This is a genomic window from Kribbella orskensis, from assembly GCF_004342085.1.
GTDB classification, from domain to species: Bacteria; Actinomycetota; Actinomycetes; order Propionibacteriales; family Kribbellaceae; genus Kribbella; species Kribbella orskensis.
The window spans coordinates 106,753-125,835 of record NZ_SLWM01000021.1 but is presented as its reverse complement, the minus strand read 5'-3'; the positions used below and the strand labels follow the sequence as shown (position 1 = coordinate 125,835).

Here is a 19,083-nt window from a genome sequence, read left to right as displayed (position 1 = left end):
AACCGGCCGATACGAATTCGCCATACCCAATACTCGAACGCCCACCCGGTGACCCACACCACCGCCACACCCATTTCTCAACAGGCTCTACAAGCTGCCAGGCGGCGAGGAACCCGCTAGCCGGCGGGACGGCTCTGGGAGTGGGGGATTCGGGCGGTCATGGGGCTGATTCGTGTTGGCTAGGGTGAGGGTATGGCTAGGGCGCCGCGACAGGCGGATATTGCTGCAGCAGCGGGGGTTTCGCAGACGACGGTCTCGTTGATTCTGTCCGGGAATACCGACGGGGTGCGGTTGTCCGAGGGGACCAGGCAGCGGGTGCTCGACGCGGCCGAGGAGCTCGGGTACGTGCCGGACCCGGTCGCCACTCGGCTGGCCTCCTCGCGCAACCACATGCTCGGCGTCTACACCTTTGCCTCGGCCTTTCCGACGGACGTTGACGGGTTCTATTACCCCATCCTGGTGGGGATCGAGGAGGAGGCGGCCGCGCTCGGCCAGGACCTGGTGCTCTTCACCGGGACCGGCGGCGGCCAGGGGCGTGCGCACGACAAGACCGCGATCCGGCGGACCCGGGTGGCCGACGGCTGCCTGTTCTTCGGGCGGCACGTGCCGGAGGAGCCGATCGACTGGTTGCTCGGCGGCGGCTTCCCGCTGGTCTACATCGGCCGCCGGGACGAGCTGGACGGGCGGATTCCCTTCGTGGGTGTGGATTACGTCGCCGCCTCGGCCGCCGTGGTGGAGCGGCTCGTCGCTCTCGGGCATCGCGAGCTCCGCTATCTGCGCGAGGACGACGACGCCCCCTCGTCCTCGGACCGCGAGAAGGGTGTCCTCGCCGCCGCCCGGAAGGCCCGCCTCGCCGTACGGCGCATCGTCGTACGGGCGACACCGGCCGAAGTCGGCACCGGGTTGATCGCGCGGTGGCGGGCGGAGGGGGTCACGGCCGTCGTCGTGGAGGAGACCGACACGGGCGAGTTGTCGGCGGCACTGCTGGCAGCGGTGGAAGCCGCGGGCCTGCGTACTCCGGCGGACCTGTCGGTGGCGGTGCTCGGTCAGCCGAAGGATCGGCCCGAGGTGAGCGGGTTCGAGGTACCTCGGCGGGAGCTGGGTCGCCGGGCGGTTCGCCTGCTGGTCGACCAGATCACCGCGTCAGGACCGCGGACCGCCCAGCAGATCTTCCTCGACTGTGTTCCCGTCGCCGGTTCCACCATCGGACCGCCGGGCTAGTCGAGTCCACTGCATCCGGACCAGTACGACCGAGGCGATGGCGCCGACGGGTGCGGCCCAGAAACGGAAGAACGGAAGGTCTCCGGTCAGTGCAGTCGCGGCGAAGATCGCGGCGAACGTGCCCAGGCCGACCGCGACACCTCGGCGGCGGGAGTCCAGCGCGGTACTCGGGAGCGGGCCGATCTGGCGGTCGAGTGAGGCCGCCACGGCCGACAGAAGGAGCGCGAACGCGAGCGCGCCGACCAAGCCGCCGAGTGGCCCGCCGAGAACGAGGGCGAAGACATTGCCGAAGGTGAAGGCGGCGATCAGGACGAAGCTGACCGTCCCGCCGGTGACCAGATGCCGGATCTGCCGGGCACGAAGGTCGACCGCCTCGGCCGAGCGGATCACCCCGGCAGGTTCGAAGAGGCGGCGGGCGACGAGGTACAGGCTGCCGGGGACCACCACGGCGATCAGGATCAGCGCGATCGTCAGGATGGCCGACTTGGTGGGCGAGATGAACTGGACGACGTCACCGCCGCCGAAGTCGCACGCCGCTCGCGGCGGGAACCACTGGCTGGTGACGGTGATGTCGTAGCTCTCCGTGCGGTGCAGGGTCAGCGCGCAGTCCTCGCGGGAGTCGAACCAGCTCGGCATCGAGGTGCCCACCACGAAGCTCCAGCCCAGCAGTGCGAAGAGTGACACTGCGAGCACGGAGCCGGCCCTACGTCTGATCCAGTCCACCCGTCCAGCCTCTCATCCGTTCGGGATCGCGCCGTTCGGGATCGCGTCAAGCGGGTACTCGGTCTGAATGAGCGACTGGTTCCTGACGCCGGAGGAGCGGGGCAACCCGGCCACCGAGATCGACCGGGACGGTTCCTGGACCGACGGGAACCTGGTCCGGCCGCTGGTCCACGGCGCCGTCTACTTCCAGCGCCTGTACGACGAACTGTGCGCGCTGAAGGCCGGCGACCGGGTGTACTTCACCGACTGGCGCGGCGATGCGGACGAGGCGATGTACCCCGACGGGCCGACCGTCGGCAAGGTGCTCTGCGACCTCGCCAGGTCAGGGGTCGAGGTACGCGGCCTGCTCTGGCGATCGCACTCGGACCACCTGCAGTTCAACGCGCAGGAGAACCAGCGGCTCGGGCGGGAGCTCAACGAGGCCGGTGGCGAGGTCCTGCTCGACCAGCGGGTCCGCCGGATGGCCTCGCACCACCAGAAACTGTTCGTGATCCGGCACCGCGGCGCACCCGAGCTGGACCTGGCGTTCGTCGGCGGGATCGACCTGAGCCACCAGCGCCGGGACGACGCCCGCCATCACGGTGATCCCCAGCAGGCGCCGATGGGCGAGCGGTACGGATCCCGCGCGCCCTGGCACGACGTCGCGCTGGAGTTGCGTGGTCCGATCGTGGGGGATCTCCTGCGCACCTTCGTGGAACGGTGGGACGACTCGCACCCGCTGGACCGCCGTACGCCGTACCGGGTGCTGGTGCAACGGAAGGCCCGGATGCCGCGTCGTCCGTCGACGCTGCCCGAGACGTTCCCGGATCCGCCGGCGGTGGGGGAGCACGCAGTACAGGTGTTGCGGACGTACGGGCACAAGCACCCGCCGTTCCCGTTCGCGGCGAAGGGCGAGTACAGCGTGGCGCGGGGGTATCAGAAGGCGTTCGGGCGGGCGCGGCGGTTGATCTACCTGGAGGATCAGTATCTGTGGTCCGAGGTGGTTGCCGAGGGCATCTGCCGGGCATTGGAACGGGAGCCGGGGCTGCTGGTGATCGCCGTGGTACCGCGGTATCCGGACCAGGACGAACGGTTCAGCGGTCCGCCGGCTCGCTACGGGCAACTGCAGGCGCTGCGGATGCTACGGGCGACGGCGCCGAACCGGGTCGGGATCTACGACCTGGAGAACGACAAGGGAGTGCCGATCTACGTGCACGCGAAGGTGTGCGTCGTAGACGACGAGTGGTTCGCGTGCGGGTCGGCCAATCTCAACCGCCGTTCCTGGACCAACGACAGCGAACTCACCTGCTCATTGGTGAGCTCCGACCTCGCCGCCTCGCTCCGCACCGAGCTCTGGACCGAACACCTCGGCACCGAGCCCGCCCTGGACCCGCTCGGGGGCTTCGACCAGCTGAAGGATGCCGCCACCGCCCTGGACTCCTGGCACGCCTCAGGCGAGCACGGCCCCCGCCCACCAGGCCAACTCCGCCACCACAACCCCGAGCACGTCACCCACCTCCAGTCCCTCTGGGCACGCCCCCTCTACGACCACCTCTACGACCCCGACGGCCGCCCCCGCCACCTACGTCGCCGCCACGAGTTCTGAATTCGGTTCGACAGCGTGGGGTGGCTGACGGTGGGATGGGGGCGTGAAGATGCATGCCGGTGAGGCTGAGATCGATGAGGCGCTCGTACTTCGGCTCGTGGCCGCGCAGTTTCCGCAGTGGGCCGGGTTGGGGGTCGAGGAGATCCCGTCGAGCGGGACGGTGAACGCGATGTTCCGGCTCGGGGACTCGTTGACCGTGCGGTTGCCGCGGATCGAAGGTGGCGTTTCGGACATCGAGAAGGAGTTCGAGTGGTTGCCGCGGTTCGCGCCGCTGCTGCCGGTGGCCATTCCGTCGCCGGTGGGGATGGGGAAACCGGGCGAGGGGTATCCGTGGCCGTGGTCGGTGCAGCGCTGGATCGAGGGCTCGATCGCCGTTGCCGGGGCGGTGGAGGATCCCGCGGGACTTGCGGAGGATCTCGCGTCGTTCGTCCGGGCGTTCCGGGCGGTCGACCTGCCGGGCGGACCTCCGGCGTACCGGGGCGGTCCGCTCGAGCTGGAGGACAAGGGGACTCGCGAGGCGCTCGTCCAGCTCGAGGGCTGGATCGACACCGAGACCGCCTTGGCTGCTTGGGAATCGGCGCTGGCTGCAGCACCCGCCGCTGAGGCTGTCTGGGTGCACGGTGACCTTATGCCGTCGAACCTGCTGACGGCCGGCGGTCGCCTGACCGCAGTACTCGACTTCGCCACCGCGGGCCTCGGTGATCCTGCCTGCGACCTGATCCCGGCCTGGAACCTGCTGCCCGCCTCAGCCCGCCCGGCTTTCCGCGAGGCGCTGGCAGTGGATGACGCCACCTGGATCCGGAGCCGCGGCCGTGCCCTGTCGATGGCGCTCATCCAATTGCCCTACTACCGCGAGACCAACAAGGGCATCGCCGCGAACGCCCAGCACGTGATCGACGAGGTTCTCGCCGACTATCAGCGCGGGATCGCTGCTTGTACAGCAGAGTGTTCGCGCGGTCGTCGCCCATGAACCCCCAGTGCCTTCATCGGTAGAACCTGCCCAACTCGGGTGGTCCGCCGCCTAGGCGCAATCACTTGCCGGTGGATACGGTGGGGTCGTGGACTTGATCACGACGCACAACTGGGCCTCCGCCGTCGATCCCGCGCACATCGCCGAGATCAGGAGTTCGGCCGACCAGTACGCCGAGGGTGGGCTCCTCCACCTGGCGCTCGAAGTACTGGCTTATCCGGTGGACGAGGCCGCTCCGGAGGGGACGACGACCTGGGCGCGGGTGGTCTTGCACGGGGACGGGTCGATCTCGGTGGAGGACAACGGGCGCGGCACGGACACCCGGTACGACGAGGCCGGGGTACCGATGGTGAAGCCGATCATGGCAACGCGAGATCTGCGGTTCTACGGGGTTCCTGACGCCGAGGTACTGCCGGACGGGCGGCCGCGGTCGGGGATGTCGGTGGTCGCCGCGCTGAGCTCATGGCTGACCCACACGAACCGTCGCGTCGACGGCCGCGGCTGGGTCCAGCGGTATGAGCGCGGTCTTCCGCCGGGTCCCGCGACGGAGATCGAGAGCGGCGACACAGCGGGCACGCTGGTGCGCTTCCTGCCCGATCCGGCGGTCTTCGGCCCCGAGACGCTGTCGGCCGCGGCCCTGCTCGCCGCCTGCGCGGACTTCAACACCAAGGTGAAGATCGAGGTCCTCGAGGAGACCGCAGCGTCGTGAGTCGAGGCTGCTAGTCGGTGTCTGCGTCTCGGGTGCTGCCGGAGAGGCGGAAGCCGTCGACGAGGCGGCCGCCATTCTGAGCCAGAACACCGTCGGCGAGGTCGATTAGTTGGTCCGCCTCGCCGGCAGAGGCCGCTCGGACTGCTGCCGGGAAGGCGCTGGCGTGGTTGGTGCCGTGTTCCCCGTCGTATGCGGCGAGCTCGCGCAGCAGACCCTTCCCAGTGCGACTCCACCGCTGAGCACCCGTCAAGAGCAACACCGCAGCGTCCTGCCCGAGCAGGGCGGCGACCACCGTCCGTACGTCGTTGCCGTCAGCACCGATCAGGTCCTCCAGCAGATCGGTGACCTTGTACCTCAATAGCTGAAGCTCGTCGTCGGGCAGCGCCGGGGGACCGGCAGCCACCTCGGCTCGGCCCGACTCCTGCAGTCGTCCTCCTGAGCCGTCCGTGTCCACCAGGATGATGCTCTCCCCGACCAGCCGCATCATGGTCGGCTGACGGCGTTGGCGGTCCTTCTCGCAGTAGTACGCAAGCGACTTCTCCGTATGCACGAACACCTCAACCGGCCATCCGCCGTACACCACCGACTCCCGCATCGGCGCCGGCGGTCCGTTGAGCAACACCGTGACATCAAGATCCGAGGTAGCCGTCGCCGTGCCCCGAGCCACACTCCCACCCAGCCACGCACTCCGCGCCTCGGGGAATCGCTCACGAACGAACGCCCGCGCCACCTGTATCGCATCCTCGATCACACCGACCAGTGTCCGCTGAATGCCCCTCGCACCTCCACTTGGTTTTCCTCTTAGTGGCGGAAGAGGCGGATGCCGGTTTGGGTGAGGGTGATGCCGTTGTCCTTGCAGGCTTGGATGATCTCTGTACTGCGGAGTGAGCCGCCGGGCTCGGCGATCGAGCGGACTCCGTAGCCGTGGGCAACGTCGATGTTGTCGCGGAACGGGATCGCGCCGTCCGACACCATGCTCACGTCGGTGAGGTGCGACAACCAGGCGTCCCGCTCGGTGGACCCCAAGCTGTCCAGCAACGCGAGCTGCCGAGCGATACGGTCTGACAGCTTGATGCCAGGCCGGCAGGTCTCGGCGAGTACTTCGGGATGGCGGCGCAACCACCACGTTTGCGCCTTGCTGCCGGCGAGTTGGGTGCAGTCGATCCGCGACTGCTGCCCGGCTCCGATGCCGAGGGCCATCCCGTCCTTCAGGAAGGCAACCGAGTTGGACTGGGTGTACCGCAGCACGATCATCCCCAGCAGCAGATCGTCGGCCCCGGGCTGCCCGTCGAAGAGCGATCGGTCCAACGGCAGATCGTCCGGCTGCTGGGTGAGGCGCAGCCCGTACACCTCGCGCACCTCCTCCGTCGGCGGCTCGAACGTGGGATCACCTTCCAGGACCAGGAAAGTCCCTCGCTTCTTCCCGGCGAGCGTCCCGACCACGCCCTCGTCGTACGCCGGAGCGATGATCCCGTCGCAGGCAAGACGCTGGAGGAACGCGGCCAACTCGGCGTCGACCGGGTGCGACACGGCGACGAAGTCCCCGTACGACGACTTCGGATCGGCGTCGCGGGCTCGCACATAGGCGCTGGTCACCGCGCCGACGTCTCCGCGGTCGTAGGTCGATCTCATCCCGGCATCAACCTCGCCCGCCAGCGCGGCACCCGCCGGGGACACGTGCTTGAACGAAGCCGCCGCCGGCCTGTCGAAGCATGCGCTCGCCTCCCGGACGAGCTGCCAGGCTCCCAGCGCGTCGAGCACGTTGATGTAGGACGGCTCCCCGCGCACCACGCGGAACGGCGTACGGCCTGGTTGAAGTGGTGTGATCGTCGCGGGCTGATGCGGATTCATGCCGTACCGCAGTTCCATCTGCTGCCTCCGGTTACCTCGACCGAAGGCGCCCAGGCGGACGACGCCACTCTTCAGAACCCGCTCCCCGGTGGTACCCCACCCTCGCCAGTCGCGGTGCCCCCACTGTAGTCGGGCACCGACTTTGTCTGTGTTTTCTGACCGTAGTCAGGAATCGCGGGAGCTGAGGACGCAGAACTCGTTGCCTTCGGGGTCCGCGAGCACTGTCCACGACGCGTCGTCGGCCTGCCCGACGTCGACCCGGTGGGCACCGAGGCCCTCCAGCCGGCTGATCTCGGCGTCCCGGTCCTGGCTGGTGTGCGGAGCCAGATCGATGTGCAGCCGATTCTTGACCGTCTTCCCCTCAGGAACGGTGACGAAGACCAGCCCCGGCCCGATCCGCTCCCACGGCGTCTCCTGCATCACCTTCTGATCCACCCACCCCGGAATGATCACGCACTCGTCGTCGGACTCATGGACGAGCTGCCACTCGAGCGCCTCCGCCCACCACGCGGCCTGCTTGCGCACATCCAGGCAGTTGATCACCGTTGTGTACCACCGAAGCGCCATCTCAGTCCTCGCCGTTCTCGTCAGGTAGTTGCGGACACCCAGGTTATGAGATCCGTGGGGGCATGGGGGTTGTCCCTGATGGCTGTGGTGCCGGCGGACGCCTACCGTCACGAGTAGGCCGGAGCCTCCGGACAACGCACGCACCGAACCAGCGTCACGGAGTACGCAATGAAGGCAATCGTCCAGGATCGGTATGGCTCACCTGACGTGCTGGAGTTCGGCGAGGTCGAGAAGCCGGTTGCCGTTAGCAACCTGGTGCTGGTCCGGGCGCGCGCGAGCTCGGTCAACGCGTACGACTGGCACGTGATGCGGGGCGACCCGTACCTGGCACGCCTGATGCTGCCCGCGGCTTTCGGGCGCAAGGGTCCCAAGGCCAGGATCCGCGGGCGGGACTTCGCCGGGCGGGTGGAAGCGGTCGGGCCCGAGGTGACGCGGTTCAGCCCGGGTGACGAGGTGTACGGCGATCTCGGCGACGCCAACGGCGCCTTCGCGGAGTACGTGTGCGCGCCGGAGGACCTGGTGGAGTTGAAACCGATCAACCTCACCTTCGAGCAAGCGGCGGCTATTCCGTTGGCGGGGAGTACTGCGCTGTTCGGCCTGCGCGATGTGGCGAAGGTCGAAGCGGGGCAACGCGTGCTGGTCAATGGGGCGTCAGGTGGCGTGGGGACGTTCGCAGTACAGCTCGCCAAGACGTTCGGCGCAAAGGTGACCGGCGTCTGCAGCACGAGGAACGTGGACCTGGTCCGCTCGCTCGGCGCCGACCACGTCATCGACTACGGCAAGGAGGACTTCACTCGCAACGGAGGCCCGTACGACGTCGTGCTGGACCTCGTTGCGAACCGCTCCCTCGCCGACCTGCGCCGCTGCTTGACCCCGTCCGGGACCCTCGTGCTCTCCGGGGGTGGCACCTTCACCGGCGGCTCCGTGGTCGGCCCGATGCGCATCCTCCTCCAGGCCAAACTGCAGTCCCGCTTCGTTCGCCACTGCCTGATCGACTTCTCCACCCCTCTGACCCTGGAACATCTGACAACGCTCAAGACGCTGGCCGAGTCGTCCCAACTGACCCCCGCCATCGACCGCAGCTACGCCCTCGCAGATGTCCCCGCCGCCATCACCTACCTCGAAACCCACCACGCCCAGGCCAAGGTCACCATCACCATCTGACGCCGCACCAGCCGGCTCCGGTACTGCGACCTACGACCGCAGGCGCGACTGATCTTCCTTGCCCGGTGGCAGCGGACAGGCGACGATGCTGGGTGTGGACCGACACCAGATCCTTGCGTTCCGGCTGTCACGTCACCATCTGGCCGAGCGGCTCCCGGCCGGCTCGATGATTCAGGCGGTTGCCGCCGCCGGGGTTCAGGAGACGCCGCGACAGACCGCTTCCCTCGCGTTGCATGCCCGGGTCGCGGACGTGAGCCTCGCCGGGATCGACCAGGCACTCAAGCAGGACAAGACCTTGCTGGCGATCTGGTCGCTGCGCGGCGCGCCGTACCTGGTGCCTACTCAGGACGCGGCTGTCTTCACCACGGGCGCGATGCCCACCGGAGAGGACTCGTGGCGGATCTCCTTCGGCGGTTGGGCCACGTCCTTGGATGTGCCGCTCGCAAGTCTGGTGGAGCACGCCGCGAAGGTTGCGCGGGAAGTACTGGACGGCCAGCAACTGGAGGTGGAGGCTTTCCGCCAGCAGTTCGCCCGGCGGATGGAGGAGATCCGTGACCTCGAACGCCCGTCCGGGGCGCACGCCGATCTCCCCGAACCTCTCTTCCGCGCGATGGGTCAGCTCGGGATCGCCTGTCTCGCGGACACCCGCCGGATGACCGACGCTCTCGTTGCCCGTAAAGACCAATGGCTCGGTGAACCAGCGGGGATCGTCGACCAGGACATCGCCCAGGCCGAGCTCCTGCGACGCTACCTTCGCTGCTACGGGCCGGCCTCCCACCAGAGCTTCGCCGAGTGGACCCTGCGCAGCCTGTCCGACGTACGCGCGATCTTCGAGCTGATCGCGCCGGAACTCGTTCAGGTGAACGCGAAACGGCGCCCTGTCGAGTGGTTGCTCGCGTCCGACGTCGAAGCGCTGGCCTCTCCACCCGAACCGGCCGGAGTCCGGCTGGTCCCCGCCCAGGATCCCTTCCTGCAACAGCGTGACCGAGACCGGCTGCTCCCGGATCGCGACCTGCGCAGGCGACTCTGGCGTCCGGTCGGCGCGCCGGGCCTGGTCCTCGTCGACGGCGAAGCCAAAGGAGTATGGACCTCACAACGCCGCGGCAAGAGCATCCAGTTCACCGTGCAGCCCTTCGACCGAATCACCGCCGCGGAACGCGACGCGATCGCCGCCGAGGCCGACACCCTCGCCCCACTCCGCGAAGCTGACCGAACCACCCTCGTCCTCAAGACCTGAGTCGGTCGAAGGCAGGGGCGGGCCTTCGTCGAGCCCCTAACCCACGTACTGCGGAGGTGCAGGCCGCACGCCCGCTCCTCCGTCAGGCGAGGGGCTGAGCCCGCGCGGCCGAGCAGGTGCTCCGAACCAAGGACGCGGGGTCAGACCTGCAGGCTGACGGGGAACGTGAAGAGCCAGGCGATGGCCGTGAGGAGCACGATGCAGGCAGTCACGAGCATGAACGCGCGGACGCGGCGACTGACGATCTTGGTGCTCATGCCGGCGAAGAACAGGACCACGCTGTACAGCACAACCGTCAGGACATAGTTGCTGGCTCGCTGGATGTTGCGGCTCACTTCGGTCGCCGATGCCTCGGCCGCCAGGTCCAGCCGATCGGCATCAGCCCGAGCCGCCAGCTTGTAGTCGGGCATCGCGAAGGGCGTCTTCGGCGCGCTCGCGTTCGTGAAGGGTTTGGTCGCGAGCCACGCGTCGAATGCCTTCGCGAACTCTGGGCGGAAGCGGCTCACATAGAAGACGGCGAGCTCGCTCTCGCCGCGGCGGTCCGCATCGGCCCACGCGATGAAGGTGGCTACGTCGACCTGGGTCTGCGCCTCGGCCAAGCTGGACGACCGGGCGGCGTCGATCCGGATGGCTCCGGTGCGGCCTGCCGCCTTGGCCTGCTCGCCGTTCCATCGCGTCGCCTGGTAGCTGCTCCACGAAGTGGCGACGGCAGCCACCACCAGGAGCACGGCGACGAGCAACTCGTGCCAGCGGTCGAAGCCGGATGCGGGCCGGTTCTCAGTTTGCTCGGCCATTTGCATCACACGGAGGCTTCAGGTCCAGTCCGACGATCGCGAGCTCGGAGTCGATCTGGCGGAGGGATCGTTCCATCGCCGTCGGCTGCAGCCTGCCGACGCCTTGGCCGTGCGGATGGTTGAAGAACACGAGCAGGAGCAGCAACAAGGTGATGACAACTGTCACGCTGCCCATCATCAAGGCTTGCGTCTTGGCCCGCTCCCCATGATCGGCGAAGAACAACATGTAGAGGAAGATCACCACGGAGATCACCGCCAGGACGAGCCACAAGGGCGTCGGAATGATCCCCTCCGCCCCGTGGACCCGCGCGAGCCGCGCCTGCTGCCGAGCCTGCGTTTGATCCATCCACCGGTCGTACGCCGACTGCTCGGTCGCTGTCTTCGGATCAACCGTCTGGAGCGTCCGGAACATCTCCCCTCCCCACGGGTTGATCGCGTCGCCGAGCGTGCCGTGCTCGAGGGCGCTCCACTCGGGCCCGATGACCGATCGCGCGTAGCAGACGAGCTCGCCGGTCAGCTCCACAGAAACGGCCTTGGGCATGTACTGCGCCGTCTCGACCTGCTGCGCCAGGACGGTCGCCTCCGTCTCGGCGCCCGAACGCGACTGGTCGTAGGAGTCGAACGCGAGAAAGATGATGAACCCGAGGAGCACCGAGAAGCCGGTGGCCAGCACCCCGAAGACACCCGACGCACGGTCACCGTCGCTGAAGTAGCTGCCTTCCGGCGCACGTCGCCGGACGAGGAGCATCAGCGTGATTGTGATCGCGGCGACACCTATGACCAGGAGCGCGCCGAGGAGGACGTTCACGTCGACCTCCACGAGCCAGAGGGATTCCCGCCGCCTGCCGCCGGTTTGCCTCACCGTAGAGGCCAACCTGCGGAGGCTGCGTCATCCCTCCGGGAGGATTCCGGCTCGCATGAGGAAGAGGGCGTCACCTGCAGGTGACACCCCTCTGACAGTTGGTGATCTGAGCCTCTGGTCGGGCCAGGCGTCCTGCTTGCCGGTCGCGATGGGATCTCGAGGCTCGAGGGCGACAGGCAGGTACGACGCGAGGCCGCGAAGGCTGTGCGGCAGGTCACCAAGCGCGCGGCCGCCTGGTCGGACGCCACCGGGAGCGAAGCCGGCGTGCTGTCAGAGGCGTATCGGCAAGCGGCCAACGCGTTCGATATTCACGAACCCCGGGCTCGTTTGGTGGTCGCCTTCACCCACGCTCGACTGGGCGATCTGCCTTCGGCGCAGCGGGAACTCGCACTCGCTGTCCCTACCTCGGAAACTCGCTGTTCCAACGATCTCAACGGCAGGCTCACGGAAATTGCCGCTGCCCACCCGTCGAGCGATGCAGGCTCCTGATCCACCGGCGCGGGCGCCCCGGTGTTGCTGTGGCAGCGGGGTTCGCAACGCCTCGGATCTGCCGTCGTAGAGGTCAGAAGTTGGCCGCTATGGCTCCTAGGCTCGGTGCATGACAACGAACGAGCAGAGCTTGACCGGTGAGCGCGCCGACATCCTCGACTTCCTCACCAAGCACCGCTACTTCCTGCGCCACACCGCGGAAGGCCTGTCCGACGAGCAGGCGAACACCCGCAGTACCGTCAGTGCGCTGACGGTCGGCGGCCTGATCAAACACGTCACCGAGGTCGAGCGGAATTGGGCCGACTTCGCCCAGGTGGGCGGCGGCAAGGACACGCCTGAGGAGATTGAGTACACCCCGGAGCGGATCGCCCAGTGGGAGAACCAGTTCCGCCTCACCGAGGGCGAGACGCTAGCCGGCGTACTGGCCGAGTACGAGAAGGTCGCAGCCGCCACCGACGACCTCGTCCGCACCCTCGACCTCGACACCACCCACGAACTCCCGGCCGCGCCTTGGCAGCCACCGGGCATCTTCTGGACGGTCCGCCGCGTCTTCCTCCACATCGCCGCCGAAACGGCTCAGCACGCCGGCCACGCCGACATCATCCGGGAAACAATCGACGGCCAGAAAAGCATGGGCTGACCCAGCCAACGCTGGGACGGGGATCACGCTGACACGAACGTGACTGGCCCATAGTGCTTAGGGTAGCCTCACCTGCATGATTGTCTGCCACTGCGAGGTCGTCAGCGACCGGGAGGTCCGCGAGAGCATCGACGACGGCGCTCGCACGCTCGCGCAGGTGTGCGGGGCGACCGGGGCGGGGCAGAACTGTGGCGGCTGCGTCTTCTCGTTGAAGCGGTTGTTGTGCCAGCATGGGAGGTCGGTCTCGGCAACCTCGTTCACGGAGGTGGCAAGTGCAACCGGTTAACCCACGCGTCGTCGTACTGCTCAACGAGGCGCTGACACTCGAGCTGACGGTGATCAACGGGTACTTCCTGGAGGCCAGGATGCTCGACAACTGGGGATTCGGTCGGCTGGGCAAGGCGTTCTACGACCTGTCCATCGACGAGATGAACGACGCCGACGCGTTGATCAACCGCATCCTGTTGTTCGACGGTCACCCGAACCTGCAGAAGCTCGGTGCCGTGACGGTCGGCGAGGACGCCCAAGAGATGCTCCGGCTGGGGGCCGACGGCGAGCGCGCCGCGGTGGCGCAGTTCAACGGGGCCGCGAAGGAGTGCCACGACCTCGGCGACCACGGCACCGCCGCGGTGTTCGAGGAGATGGTCCGCGACGAGGAGAAACACGTCGACTGGTTCGAGAGCCAGCTCGACGCGATCGAGCGGGTCGGCGCCCAGCAGTACCTCGCCCAGCAGATCGACCCGGGCAAGTCACCCGGCTGAGTCGACGTGATCTCATTCGATCAGATCCGGGTCGAACATGAATTTGCGGACGTCTTGCGCACAGCGGCAGGCGACCGCGATCTTTGCGGCCCACTCCAGGGCGGCAGCCCGGGTGGGTACGTCGACGATCGTCATGCCGCAGATGAGCTCCTTGCTCTCCGGGAACGGGCCGTCGATGACCATCCCGTCGGTCTCCACCACGGCGTGATCCACGTCGTCGTCCTCGTAGTCCAGCCCGCCGCCGGGACATCCGCCGGCAGCGCTCGCCGTGCCACCCACCGCGTGGCGTGGTAGCAGTACCGCCGAGGCCATAGAACAAGACGGGAGTGCAGCGGCTGGTGGATGATCCTGAGGTGCGTGCGTATCGGTCCGAAGTCCCGTGGTGGGTCTTGGCTGTCATCGGCGGCGTCCCGTTCGGGGTCGCTATGGGGCTCTCCACGAAGTTGGACGGGTCGAGTTGGACGGAGGCTGGCGTAGGCGCCCTCGTCACCGGTATTCCGTTCGGTCTGGCGATGGGTTGGTGGAGCGCCAACTGGCAAACCGGGATGAAGGAGGCTGAGGGTGATCTCCCGACCGACAAGGTCGAGGTGGCTCACCAGGCAGCGGCAGGCGGACCCGTGCCCGTGGACGCGGAGATTCGATCGGCAGCTCTCTCCATCGCCTCTGTGCAACTGGGGCAGTTCGCCGGAAAGACACGCAGGCTGTCCATCGTCATGATGGTGTTGTTGTGGATCACTTCTGTCGTTGGAGCCGTCGCTGACTCGCTGTGGGCGCTGGTGCCTGCGTTGTTCTTCGGGGTCATGCTCTTTTGGCAGTGGTACCTGCCTCGCCAGATCCGACGCCGCATCAGCGTGCTCTCCGGAGCAACAACCGCGAGCGCTGACTAGAACGCGCTCAAGCCGGTGTGGCGCGGGGCAACGTCGTATCGCCCTGCGCCGGTGCTCCGGATCAGGCGCCGCTCGGGAACGGCACCCCGGTGCTGCTGTGGCAGCGGTGCCTGCCACGCCTACAGGGCTGCGGACCGGACGAGGCGCCCGGTCCGCAGTCCTTCAGCTCACGGCTCAGTTCACTGACTCAGCTTGGTGAGCCTGGTGTACCAGTTTGCGAGACTGGTGCGCGTGCCTCCGCAGCTTCCGAAATTGGCCAGGTTCGGCGAGGGGAAGTATTCCGCCAGTGTGCAGGTCTGGCCGATGTACTCCGACGCCAACCAGATGTTGCCGCCGTCGGTCACGGCGGCGCCGTAGTCACCCCAACGAGTCCGCGGCGGATCCCCGACGAACGCCTTGTACGAGGTGAATCCGTCAGCTGGCCCGAGCCCCGCGGCCGCGACGTGGATCGGCCCCACCGACCCGCTCTCGTCGATGCGGACGTAACCCGCGCTCGGGAAGTTGGTCTCGCCGAGAACCGAGAAGGCGATCGCTCCCTTACCGGCCGGGGTGAAGGCGATGGCCGGCATGGTGAGGTTGTTGTTCGCGAGCGCGATGTAACCCTGCTTGGTCACCCGTCCCTCGATCTTGCCGGCGCCGTTGATCTTCGGGCTCACCGCGAACCAGGCAATGCCCGCCTTGAGTTCGCCGTCCACCCTGACCGCGGTACCGGAGGAACCCCACAGGGTGCCGTTGACGTACCAGGTCTGCTGCATCCGGGAATCCAGCGAGTCCGGCGTGGACTCCACCTCGTCGTGCGCGGGCTCGTCCTCGGGCACGAAGAACGCCTGCCAGCACCCGGGACCGAACGGTGTCGGCATCGTCGTGTCGTTGATGCACTCGCCGAGCGGGATGTTCCCCGGCTTCTGGTCCGACTTCGGCGGGAACACGTACGTCTGGCTGTTCGTCAGCCGGCTCGTGATGCCGAGGTCCGGAGTCGCGGTGTCCAGCGACGCGGTGTTGGTGATCGCCCAGATGCCCAGCCGGCGCGCGGTACCGGTCGGGTTGCCGGTCTCGCTGCCGTCACCGGCGATCGTGCTCAGCGCGTACTCCGTACCGTTCCGTTCGCTGGAGTACTCCCCGGCCGGCGAGTTGGCCGGCCAGACGGTGAAGCCCGGCGAGCCGTCGACGGCGAGGTTCTCGATCAGGGTCAGGTTGACACTGGCCGGGTGGCCGGCGAGCTGTGCCTTCGAGAACGCGAAGATCTGCGCGGCGCTGAAGTTCGGCCCGAACAGGTCGTACTCGTTGGTCGACACGTACACGCCGTTGGCATCCTGACCGATGTGCGGGTAGTCCTGGAAGCACGGGCCGTGGACGACACCGTCGACGGTGCAGCCGTGGTCGGGCGTGCCGTCGGCCCCGTCGTTCTGCGCCGGGACGTGGTAGATGGTCCAGGTTCCGAGCGGGTTGCCGGTGTTCGACACGGCGAGGTCGATCGTGTTCTTGCCGGTGAAGTCGCCGTTGGGCAGGCTGCCCAAGGTGGTCAGGACCACCATGAAGCGCTGGTTGTCCGGGTCGTACAGGCACACCGGGTCGATGACCTGCGGCCCGATCACTCCGGTCGTGCGGTTGATCGCGGGCGGGTAGCCGAAGAACGTGTTGAGGTCCTGGACCCCGCTCAGCGCGGTGGCGTTCGCGGAGCTGCGGACCCGCAGCACGCTGTTGACCGCCTCGACGACGAACCCGTTGCCGACACACAGCGCCTGGTCGGGCGGTTCGAGCGAGAACTGGTTGCCGCCGTTGGCGAGGCGCTGGTCGCGGTGGGTCAGGCCGTTCACGCTCGCCTGAACATCCGCGTTGGAGCCGGCCACGGCGCTGGACGCGACTACTGGTGCGTCGAGCGGCTTCTTCGGGAACTTGCCGTTCTTGAACCCCGGGCGCGGACGGGTGAACTGACCGGCCTCGCCGTCGCCTTCCTCCTCTTCCCGGCCTCCGGGCCGCAGCTCCGGCTGCTGGAGACCGTCCACGCCGAGCGGACGCGTCTGGATGCTCGTCGTTCCGCCGCTGGGGATCGCGCGCGTACCTCCGGCGGCCGCACCCAACGAGGTTGTCGGGGTGATCAGGCCGGCGGAGATGATCAGGGACGCAGTTGCCAGGCCCAACGCTCTGCGGCGGGTCATCTGAGAGGTGAACTTCATGGGTTGCCTCCGTGCTGGTCGCGTGCCACTGGAGTGACGACCGAACGTCAGCACGTCGGCACCCGCAGTGCAGTGGTCGGCCTACCGCACCCCGAGTTGCCCGTTCGCCAAGCTTCACCAGCCATTTGAGTCCTCATATGTGGTGGAGCGCAAGAACCCCGGAAGCTCTCTGGGTCCGTTGGCGCCCGTCGGCCGGCTCAGGGCATGCCGTTCCGATCCAGGAGGCGCGCACCAGTCGATCAGGCTGGGAGCCAACCCCAGCCACGCGCCCAGCCGAACCTTCATCGGTGGTGGCGCGTGGCCGGGTAACCCGTTCGTGACCCTGACCGAACGTGAGCCCACCGCCGATGACGGGCGGCTCGGGCGCACAATCCTCGAGACGCTGAATGATCTTCCGCCGGACACCACAGCCTCGCAGGCCGCTGCCCGGCTCCGTTTCGTCAAGGAAACAAGGCCGAGCGCGAGGTCCTGCTGGACATTCTCGGGATCTGCGGTGCACTCGACACGGACGGTCATTGAGGAATCGTCAAGGAATTCGTTCCGTGGGTTGCCCGTGACCTGCCACCTCAGCGGTTCGTGGAACGTGCGCACCCAGCCTGCTGGTGGCGAGCTGCCGCAGGGATCAACCCCGATGCCGTCGAGAATGTCCTGCCGAACCTGACGTGATGTTGGGAGAAGGCGTGACGCAGGCCGAGGACTTCACCGCTGGTGCTCGGTCTGCTGGAAGGATCAGTCGTCAGTCGTCAGTCGGGAACGGAACACCCGTGTTCGAGCGGCACCTGTAGCCGTTCGGCACCTTGTGCAAATACTGCTGGTGGCAGCGATGTAAACGCGGCGATAGAAGCGCTCTCCTGCCCAGTCGACGTCTCACCCGCCTCGTCTCCGGGCTTCCGGGGTCCGCGCTCCGCCGCGTCGGTGGTCGCCAGGCCTGCTCAACCAGGGGGGATGTTCTTGTTGTGGTGGAAGGCGTTGTCGGGGTCGTACTTGGCCTTGACCTCGGCGAGTCGCTGGTAGGTGTGATCGCCGTACGCCTCTCGAACGCGGCTGGCGCCGTCGTCGGCATCGAGGAAATTGACGTACACGCCGTCGCCGCGGTGCGGTCCGAGGGCTTCGAGGAACCCCCGCGTCCAGGCTGTCTCGGTCGCGGCGACCTTCTCGGACTCTTCGGGGAGCCACGCACCGTCGATGACGATGTTGTATGCCACGTCGCGACCGGCGTAGGCGGTGCCGTCGTGGGGAACTCGGGTGACGGCGCCACCCATGTGGAACATCGCCGCGTAGCTCCGGGGCGAGTTGGCGGTGTAGGCGTGGTCGGCGATGACAGCGATGGCGTCGTCGGTGAGGCCGGCGAGGTTGGTCGCCTTCCAGTAGTAGTGCCAGCCGTGGGGGACGTGGTCGTCGAGGCCGCCCTGGAAGGCGGCGTACGGCGTGGGTGCGAGCAGGTCCACGAGCGGCGACCCGAACCGTTTGAGGGCCCGCACCGCACGCTCGCCATCGTCGACCGCCCCGACGTAGCAGCAGATCACGGCCATGGCCGGCCGCCAGTGGAGCTCCTCGGGGATGACCTGCAATGGAGGGACGGTGCCGAGCCTGATCACGGTGCCGAGTTCGTCGGGCGCTTCGGCGACGAAGTCCCGGTAGAAGCGCAGTGCGTTGGTGGTGTCTTCGGCGGCCCAGAAGACGGGTCCGGCCATCACGGTCGGGCCGAGAGCGTGCAGCGCAAACTGGAACGAGGTGACGACGCCGAAGTTGCCGCCACCGCCTCGCAGCGCCCAGAACAGATCGTCGTGTTCGTCTGCTGACGACTGGATGATGCTGCCGTCGGCGGTGACCACCTCGGTGGCCAACAGGTTGTCGACGGCGAGGCCGTATTTGCGCATGAGGAAGCCGAGGCCCCCGCCGAGGGTGACTCCGGCGACGCCGGTGTGGCCAATGATGCCGCCGGTGGTGGCCAGACCGTGGGCCTGCGTCTCGTGGTCGACGTCGCCCCACAGCGCACCACCCTGCACCCGAGCCATGCGGCCGGCGGGGTCGACCCACACGGCCCGCATCGCCGAGAGGTCGATGACGATCCCGTCATCGCAGACCGCGGTGCCGGCCACGCCGTGGCCCCCGCCTCGTACGGCGATCTCCAGGTCGTGATCGCGGGCGAAGCGCACGGCCGTGGCCGCGTCGCCGGTCCCGCTGCATCGCGCGATCAGCCGGGGGCGCCGGTCGACGGCGCCGTTCCACACGGCCCGGGCGGTGTCGTAGTCGGCGTCATCAGCAGTGATCAGCTGGCCCCGGAACCCGTCGATCTCCATGGCGGTTGCCTCCTCGCTCGGGTAGCCGACTTGCTCGGTGGTCGATGTCGTCATCGGCCCTTCCGCTGTCGACAGCCCCATCGCATCGCCATCGGCCCCGGCGGTGAAGTCAAGAATCTGGACTTCACCGCCGAAGGCAGCGG

General features: G+C 67.8%; 20 protein-coding genes and 1 riboswitch. Of the genes, 11 read left to right on the top strand and 9 right to left on the bottom strand.

Going from position 1 to position 19,083, the window contains the following annotated elements:
• Positions 1-192: 192 nt before the first annotated feature.
• Positions 193-1,221 (top strand): LacI family DNA-binding transcriptional regulator, encoded by a 1,029-nt coding sequence (locus tag EV644_RS35680; protein ID WP_132194376.1) that lies wholly within the window; start codon positions 193-195, stop codon positions 1,219-1,221.
• On the opposite strand, the gene EV644_RS35675 is transcribed toward EV644_RS35680, so the two are convergent.
• Positions 1,144-1,944: a hypothetical protein gene (locus EV644_RS35675; protein ID WP_132194378.1), complete on the bottom strand. Its 801-nt coding sequence runs from the start codon at positions 1,942-1,944 to the stop codon at positions 1,144-1,146. The two genes, EV644_RS35680 and EV644_RS35675, sit on opposite strands and share 78 nt — an antisense overlap.
• Before the next feature lie 67 nt (positions 1,945-2,011).
• On the opposite strand from EV644_RS35675, the gene EV644_RS35670 reads away from it, so the two are divergent.
• From EV644_RS35670 to EV644_RS35660, 3 genes are all read left to right on the top strand, one after another.
• Complete coding sequence (locus EV644_RS35670) at positions 2,012-3,529, top strand: phospholipase D family protein (RefSeq protein ID WP_132194380.1); 1,518 nt, start codon at positions 2,012-2,014, stop codon at positions 3,527-3,529.
• A 49-nt stretch (positions 3,530-3,578) separates the two neighbouring features.
• Positions 3,579-4,499, top strand: coding sequence for an aminoglycoside phosphotransferase family protein (locus EV644_RS35665; protein ID WP_132194603.1), 921 nt, complete (start codon positions 3,579-3,581; stop codon positions 4,497-4,499).
• An 88-nt stretch (positions 4,500-4,587) separates the two neighbouring features.
• Positions 4,588-5,208: an ATP-binding protein gene (locus EV644_RS35660; protein ID WP_132194382.1), complete on the top strand. Its 621-nt coding sequence runs from the start codon at positions 4,588-4,590 to the stop codon at positions 5,206-5,208.
• Positions 5,209-5,218: 10 nt separating this feature from the next.
• On the opposite strand, the gene EV644_RS35655 is transcribed toward EV644_RS35660, so the two are convergent.
• From EV644_RS35655 to EV644_RS35645, 3 genes are all read right to left on the bottom strand, one after another.
• On the bottom strand, positions 5,219-5,959 hold the full coding sequence (locus EV644_RS35655) for a nucleotidyltransferase domain-containing protein (protein WP_158293016.1): 741 nt from the start codon (positions 5,957-5,959) through the stop codon (positions 5,219-5,221).
• A gap of 50 nt (positions 5,960-6,009) precedes the next feature.
• Positions 6,010-7,077 (bottom strand): 5-aminoimidazole-4-carboxamide ribonucleotide transformylase, encoded by a 1,068-nt coding sequence (locus tag EV644_RS35650; protein WP_132194386.1) that lies wholly within the window; start codon positions 7,075-7,077, stop codon positions 6,010-6,012.
• Positions 7,078-7,100: 23 nt separating this feature from the next.
• Positions 7,101-7,182: riboswitch (ZMP/ZTP riboswitch) on the bottom strand.
• Between the two features lie 42 nt (positions 7,183-7,224).
• On the bottom strand, positions 7,225-7,626 hold the full coding sequence (locus tag EV644_RS35645; protein WP_132194388.1) for a VOC family protein: 402 nt from the start codon (positions 7,624-7,626) through the stop codon (positions 7,225-7,227).
• 168 nt (positions 7,627-7,794) lie between these two features.
• Here EV644_RS35645 and EV644_RS35640 point away from each other — a divergent pair, with 168 nt between their 5' ends.
• Positions 7,795-8,790, top strand: a complete 996-nt coding sequence (locus tag EV644_RS35640) for an NAD(P)-dependent alcohol dehydrogenase (RefSeq protein ID WP_132194390.1) — start codon at positions 7,795-7,797, stop codon at positions 8,788-8,790.
• Positions 8,791-8,884: 94 nt separating this feature from the next.
• The gene (locus EV644_RS35635; RefSeq protein WP_158293015.1) at positions 8,885-10,027 is read left to right on the top strand and encodes a DNA glycosylase AlkZ-like family protein; all 1,143 of its coding nucleotides are present in this window, start codon (positions 8,885-8,887) and stop codon (positions 10,025-10,027) included.
• A 140-nt stretch (positions 10,028-10,167) separates the two neighbouring features.
• Here EV644_RS35635 and EV644_RS35630 read toward each other — a convergent pair whose 3' ends face one another.
• Both EV644_RS35630 and EV644_RS35625 read right to left on the bottom strand, forming a co-directional pair.
• Entirely contained in the window at positions 10,168-10,821 is a 654-nt protein-coding gene (locus EV644_RS35630; protein ID WP_132194394.1) for a hypothetical protein, read from the bottom strand.
• Positions 10,805-11,629 (bottom strand): bestrophin-like domain, encoded by an 825-nt coding sequence (locus tag EV644_RS35625; protein ID WP_132333429.1) that lies wholly within the window; start codon positions 11,627-11,629, stop codon positions 10,805-10,807. The genes EV644_RS35630 and EV644_RS35625 overlap by 17 nt, the downstream gene beginning before the upstream one ends.
• Before the next feature lie 258 nt (positions 11,630-11,887).
• Here EV644_RS35625 and EV644_RS35620 point away from each other — a divergent pair, with 258 nt between their 5' ends.
• The 4 genes from EV644_RS35620 (at position 11,888) to bfr (ending at position 13,573) form a co-directional block, all read left to right on the top strand.
• Complete coding sequence (locus EV644_RS35620; RefSeq protein WP_132194398.1) at positions 11,888-12,172, top strand: hypothetical protein; 285 nt, start codon at positions 11,888-11,890, stop codon at positions 12,170-12,172.
• 109 nt (positions 12,173-12,281) lie between these two features.
• Entirely contained in the window at positions 12,282-12,812 is a 531-nt protein-coding gene (locus tag EV644_RS35615; protein WP_132194400.1) for a DinB family protein, read from the top strand.
• A 76-nt stretch (positions 12,813-12,888) separates the two neighbouring features.
• Positions 12,889-13,098 carry a (2Fe-2S)-binding protein gene (locus EV644_RS35610; RefSeq protein ID WP_132194402.1) on the top strand — a complete coding sequence of 70 codons (210 nt, stop codon included), beginning with the start codon at positions 12,889-12,891 and terminating at the stop codon, positions 13,096-13,098.
• Positions 13,085-13,573: a bacterioferritin gene (bfr, locus tag EV644_RS35605; protein WP_132194404.1), complete on the top strand. Its 489-nt coding sequence runs from the start codon at positions 13,085-13,087 to the stop codon at positions 13,571-13,573. Before EV644_RS35610 ends, bfr begins: the two co-directional genes overlap by 14 nt.
• Before the next feature lie 12 nt (positions 13,574-13,585).
• Here the strand turns inward: bfr and EV644_RS35600 are convergent, their stop codons facing one another.
• A complete protein-coding gene (locus EV644_RS35600) occupies positions 13,586-13,852 on the bottom strand; it encodes a YciI family protein (protein WP_241999217.1) in 267 nt (88 codons plus the stop codon).
• A gap of 47 nt (positions 13,853-13,899) precedes the next feature.
• On the opposite strand from EV644_RS35600, the gene EV644_RS35595 reads away from it, so the two are divergent.
• Positions 13,900-14,460, top strand: coding sequence for a hypothetical protein (locus EV644_RS35595; RefSeq protein ID WP_132194408.1), 561 nt, complete (start codon positions 13,900-13,902; stop codon positions 14,458-14,460).
• A 179-nt stretch (positions 14,461-14,639) separates the two neighbouring features.
• Here EV644_RS35595 and EV644_RS35590 read toward each other — a convergent pair whose 3' ends face one another.
• The gene (locus EV644_RS35590; protein WP_132194410.1) at positions 14,640-16,637 is read right to left on the bottom strand and encodes a hypothetical protein; all 1,998 of its coding nucleotides are present in this window, start codon (positions 16,635-16,637) and stop codon (positions 14,640-14,642) included.
• 932 nt (positions 16,638-17,569) lie between these two features.
• On the bottom strand, positions 17,570-18,994 hold the full coding sequence (locus EV644_RS35585) for an FAD-binding oxidoreductase (RefSeq protein WP_199240176.1): 1,425 nt from the start codon (positions 18,992-18,994) through the stop codon (positions 17,570-17,572).
• Positions 18,995-19,083 lie beyond the last annotated feature (89 nt).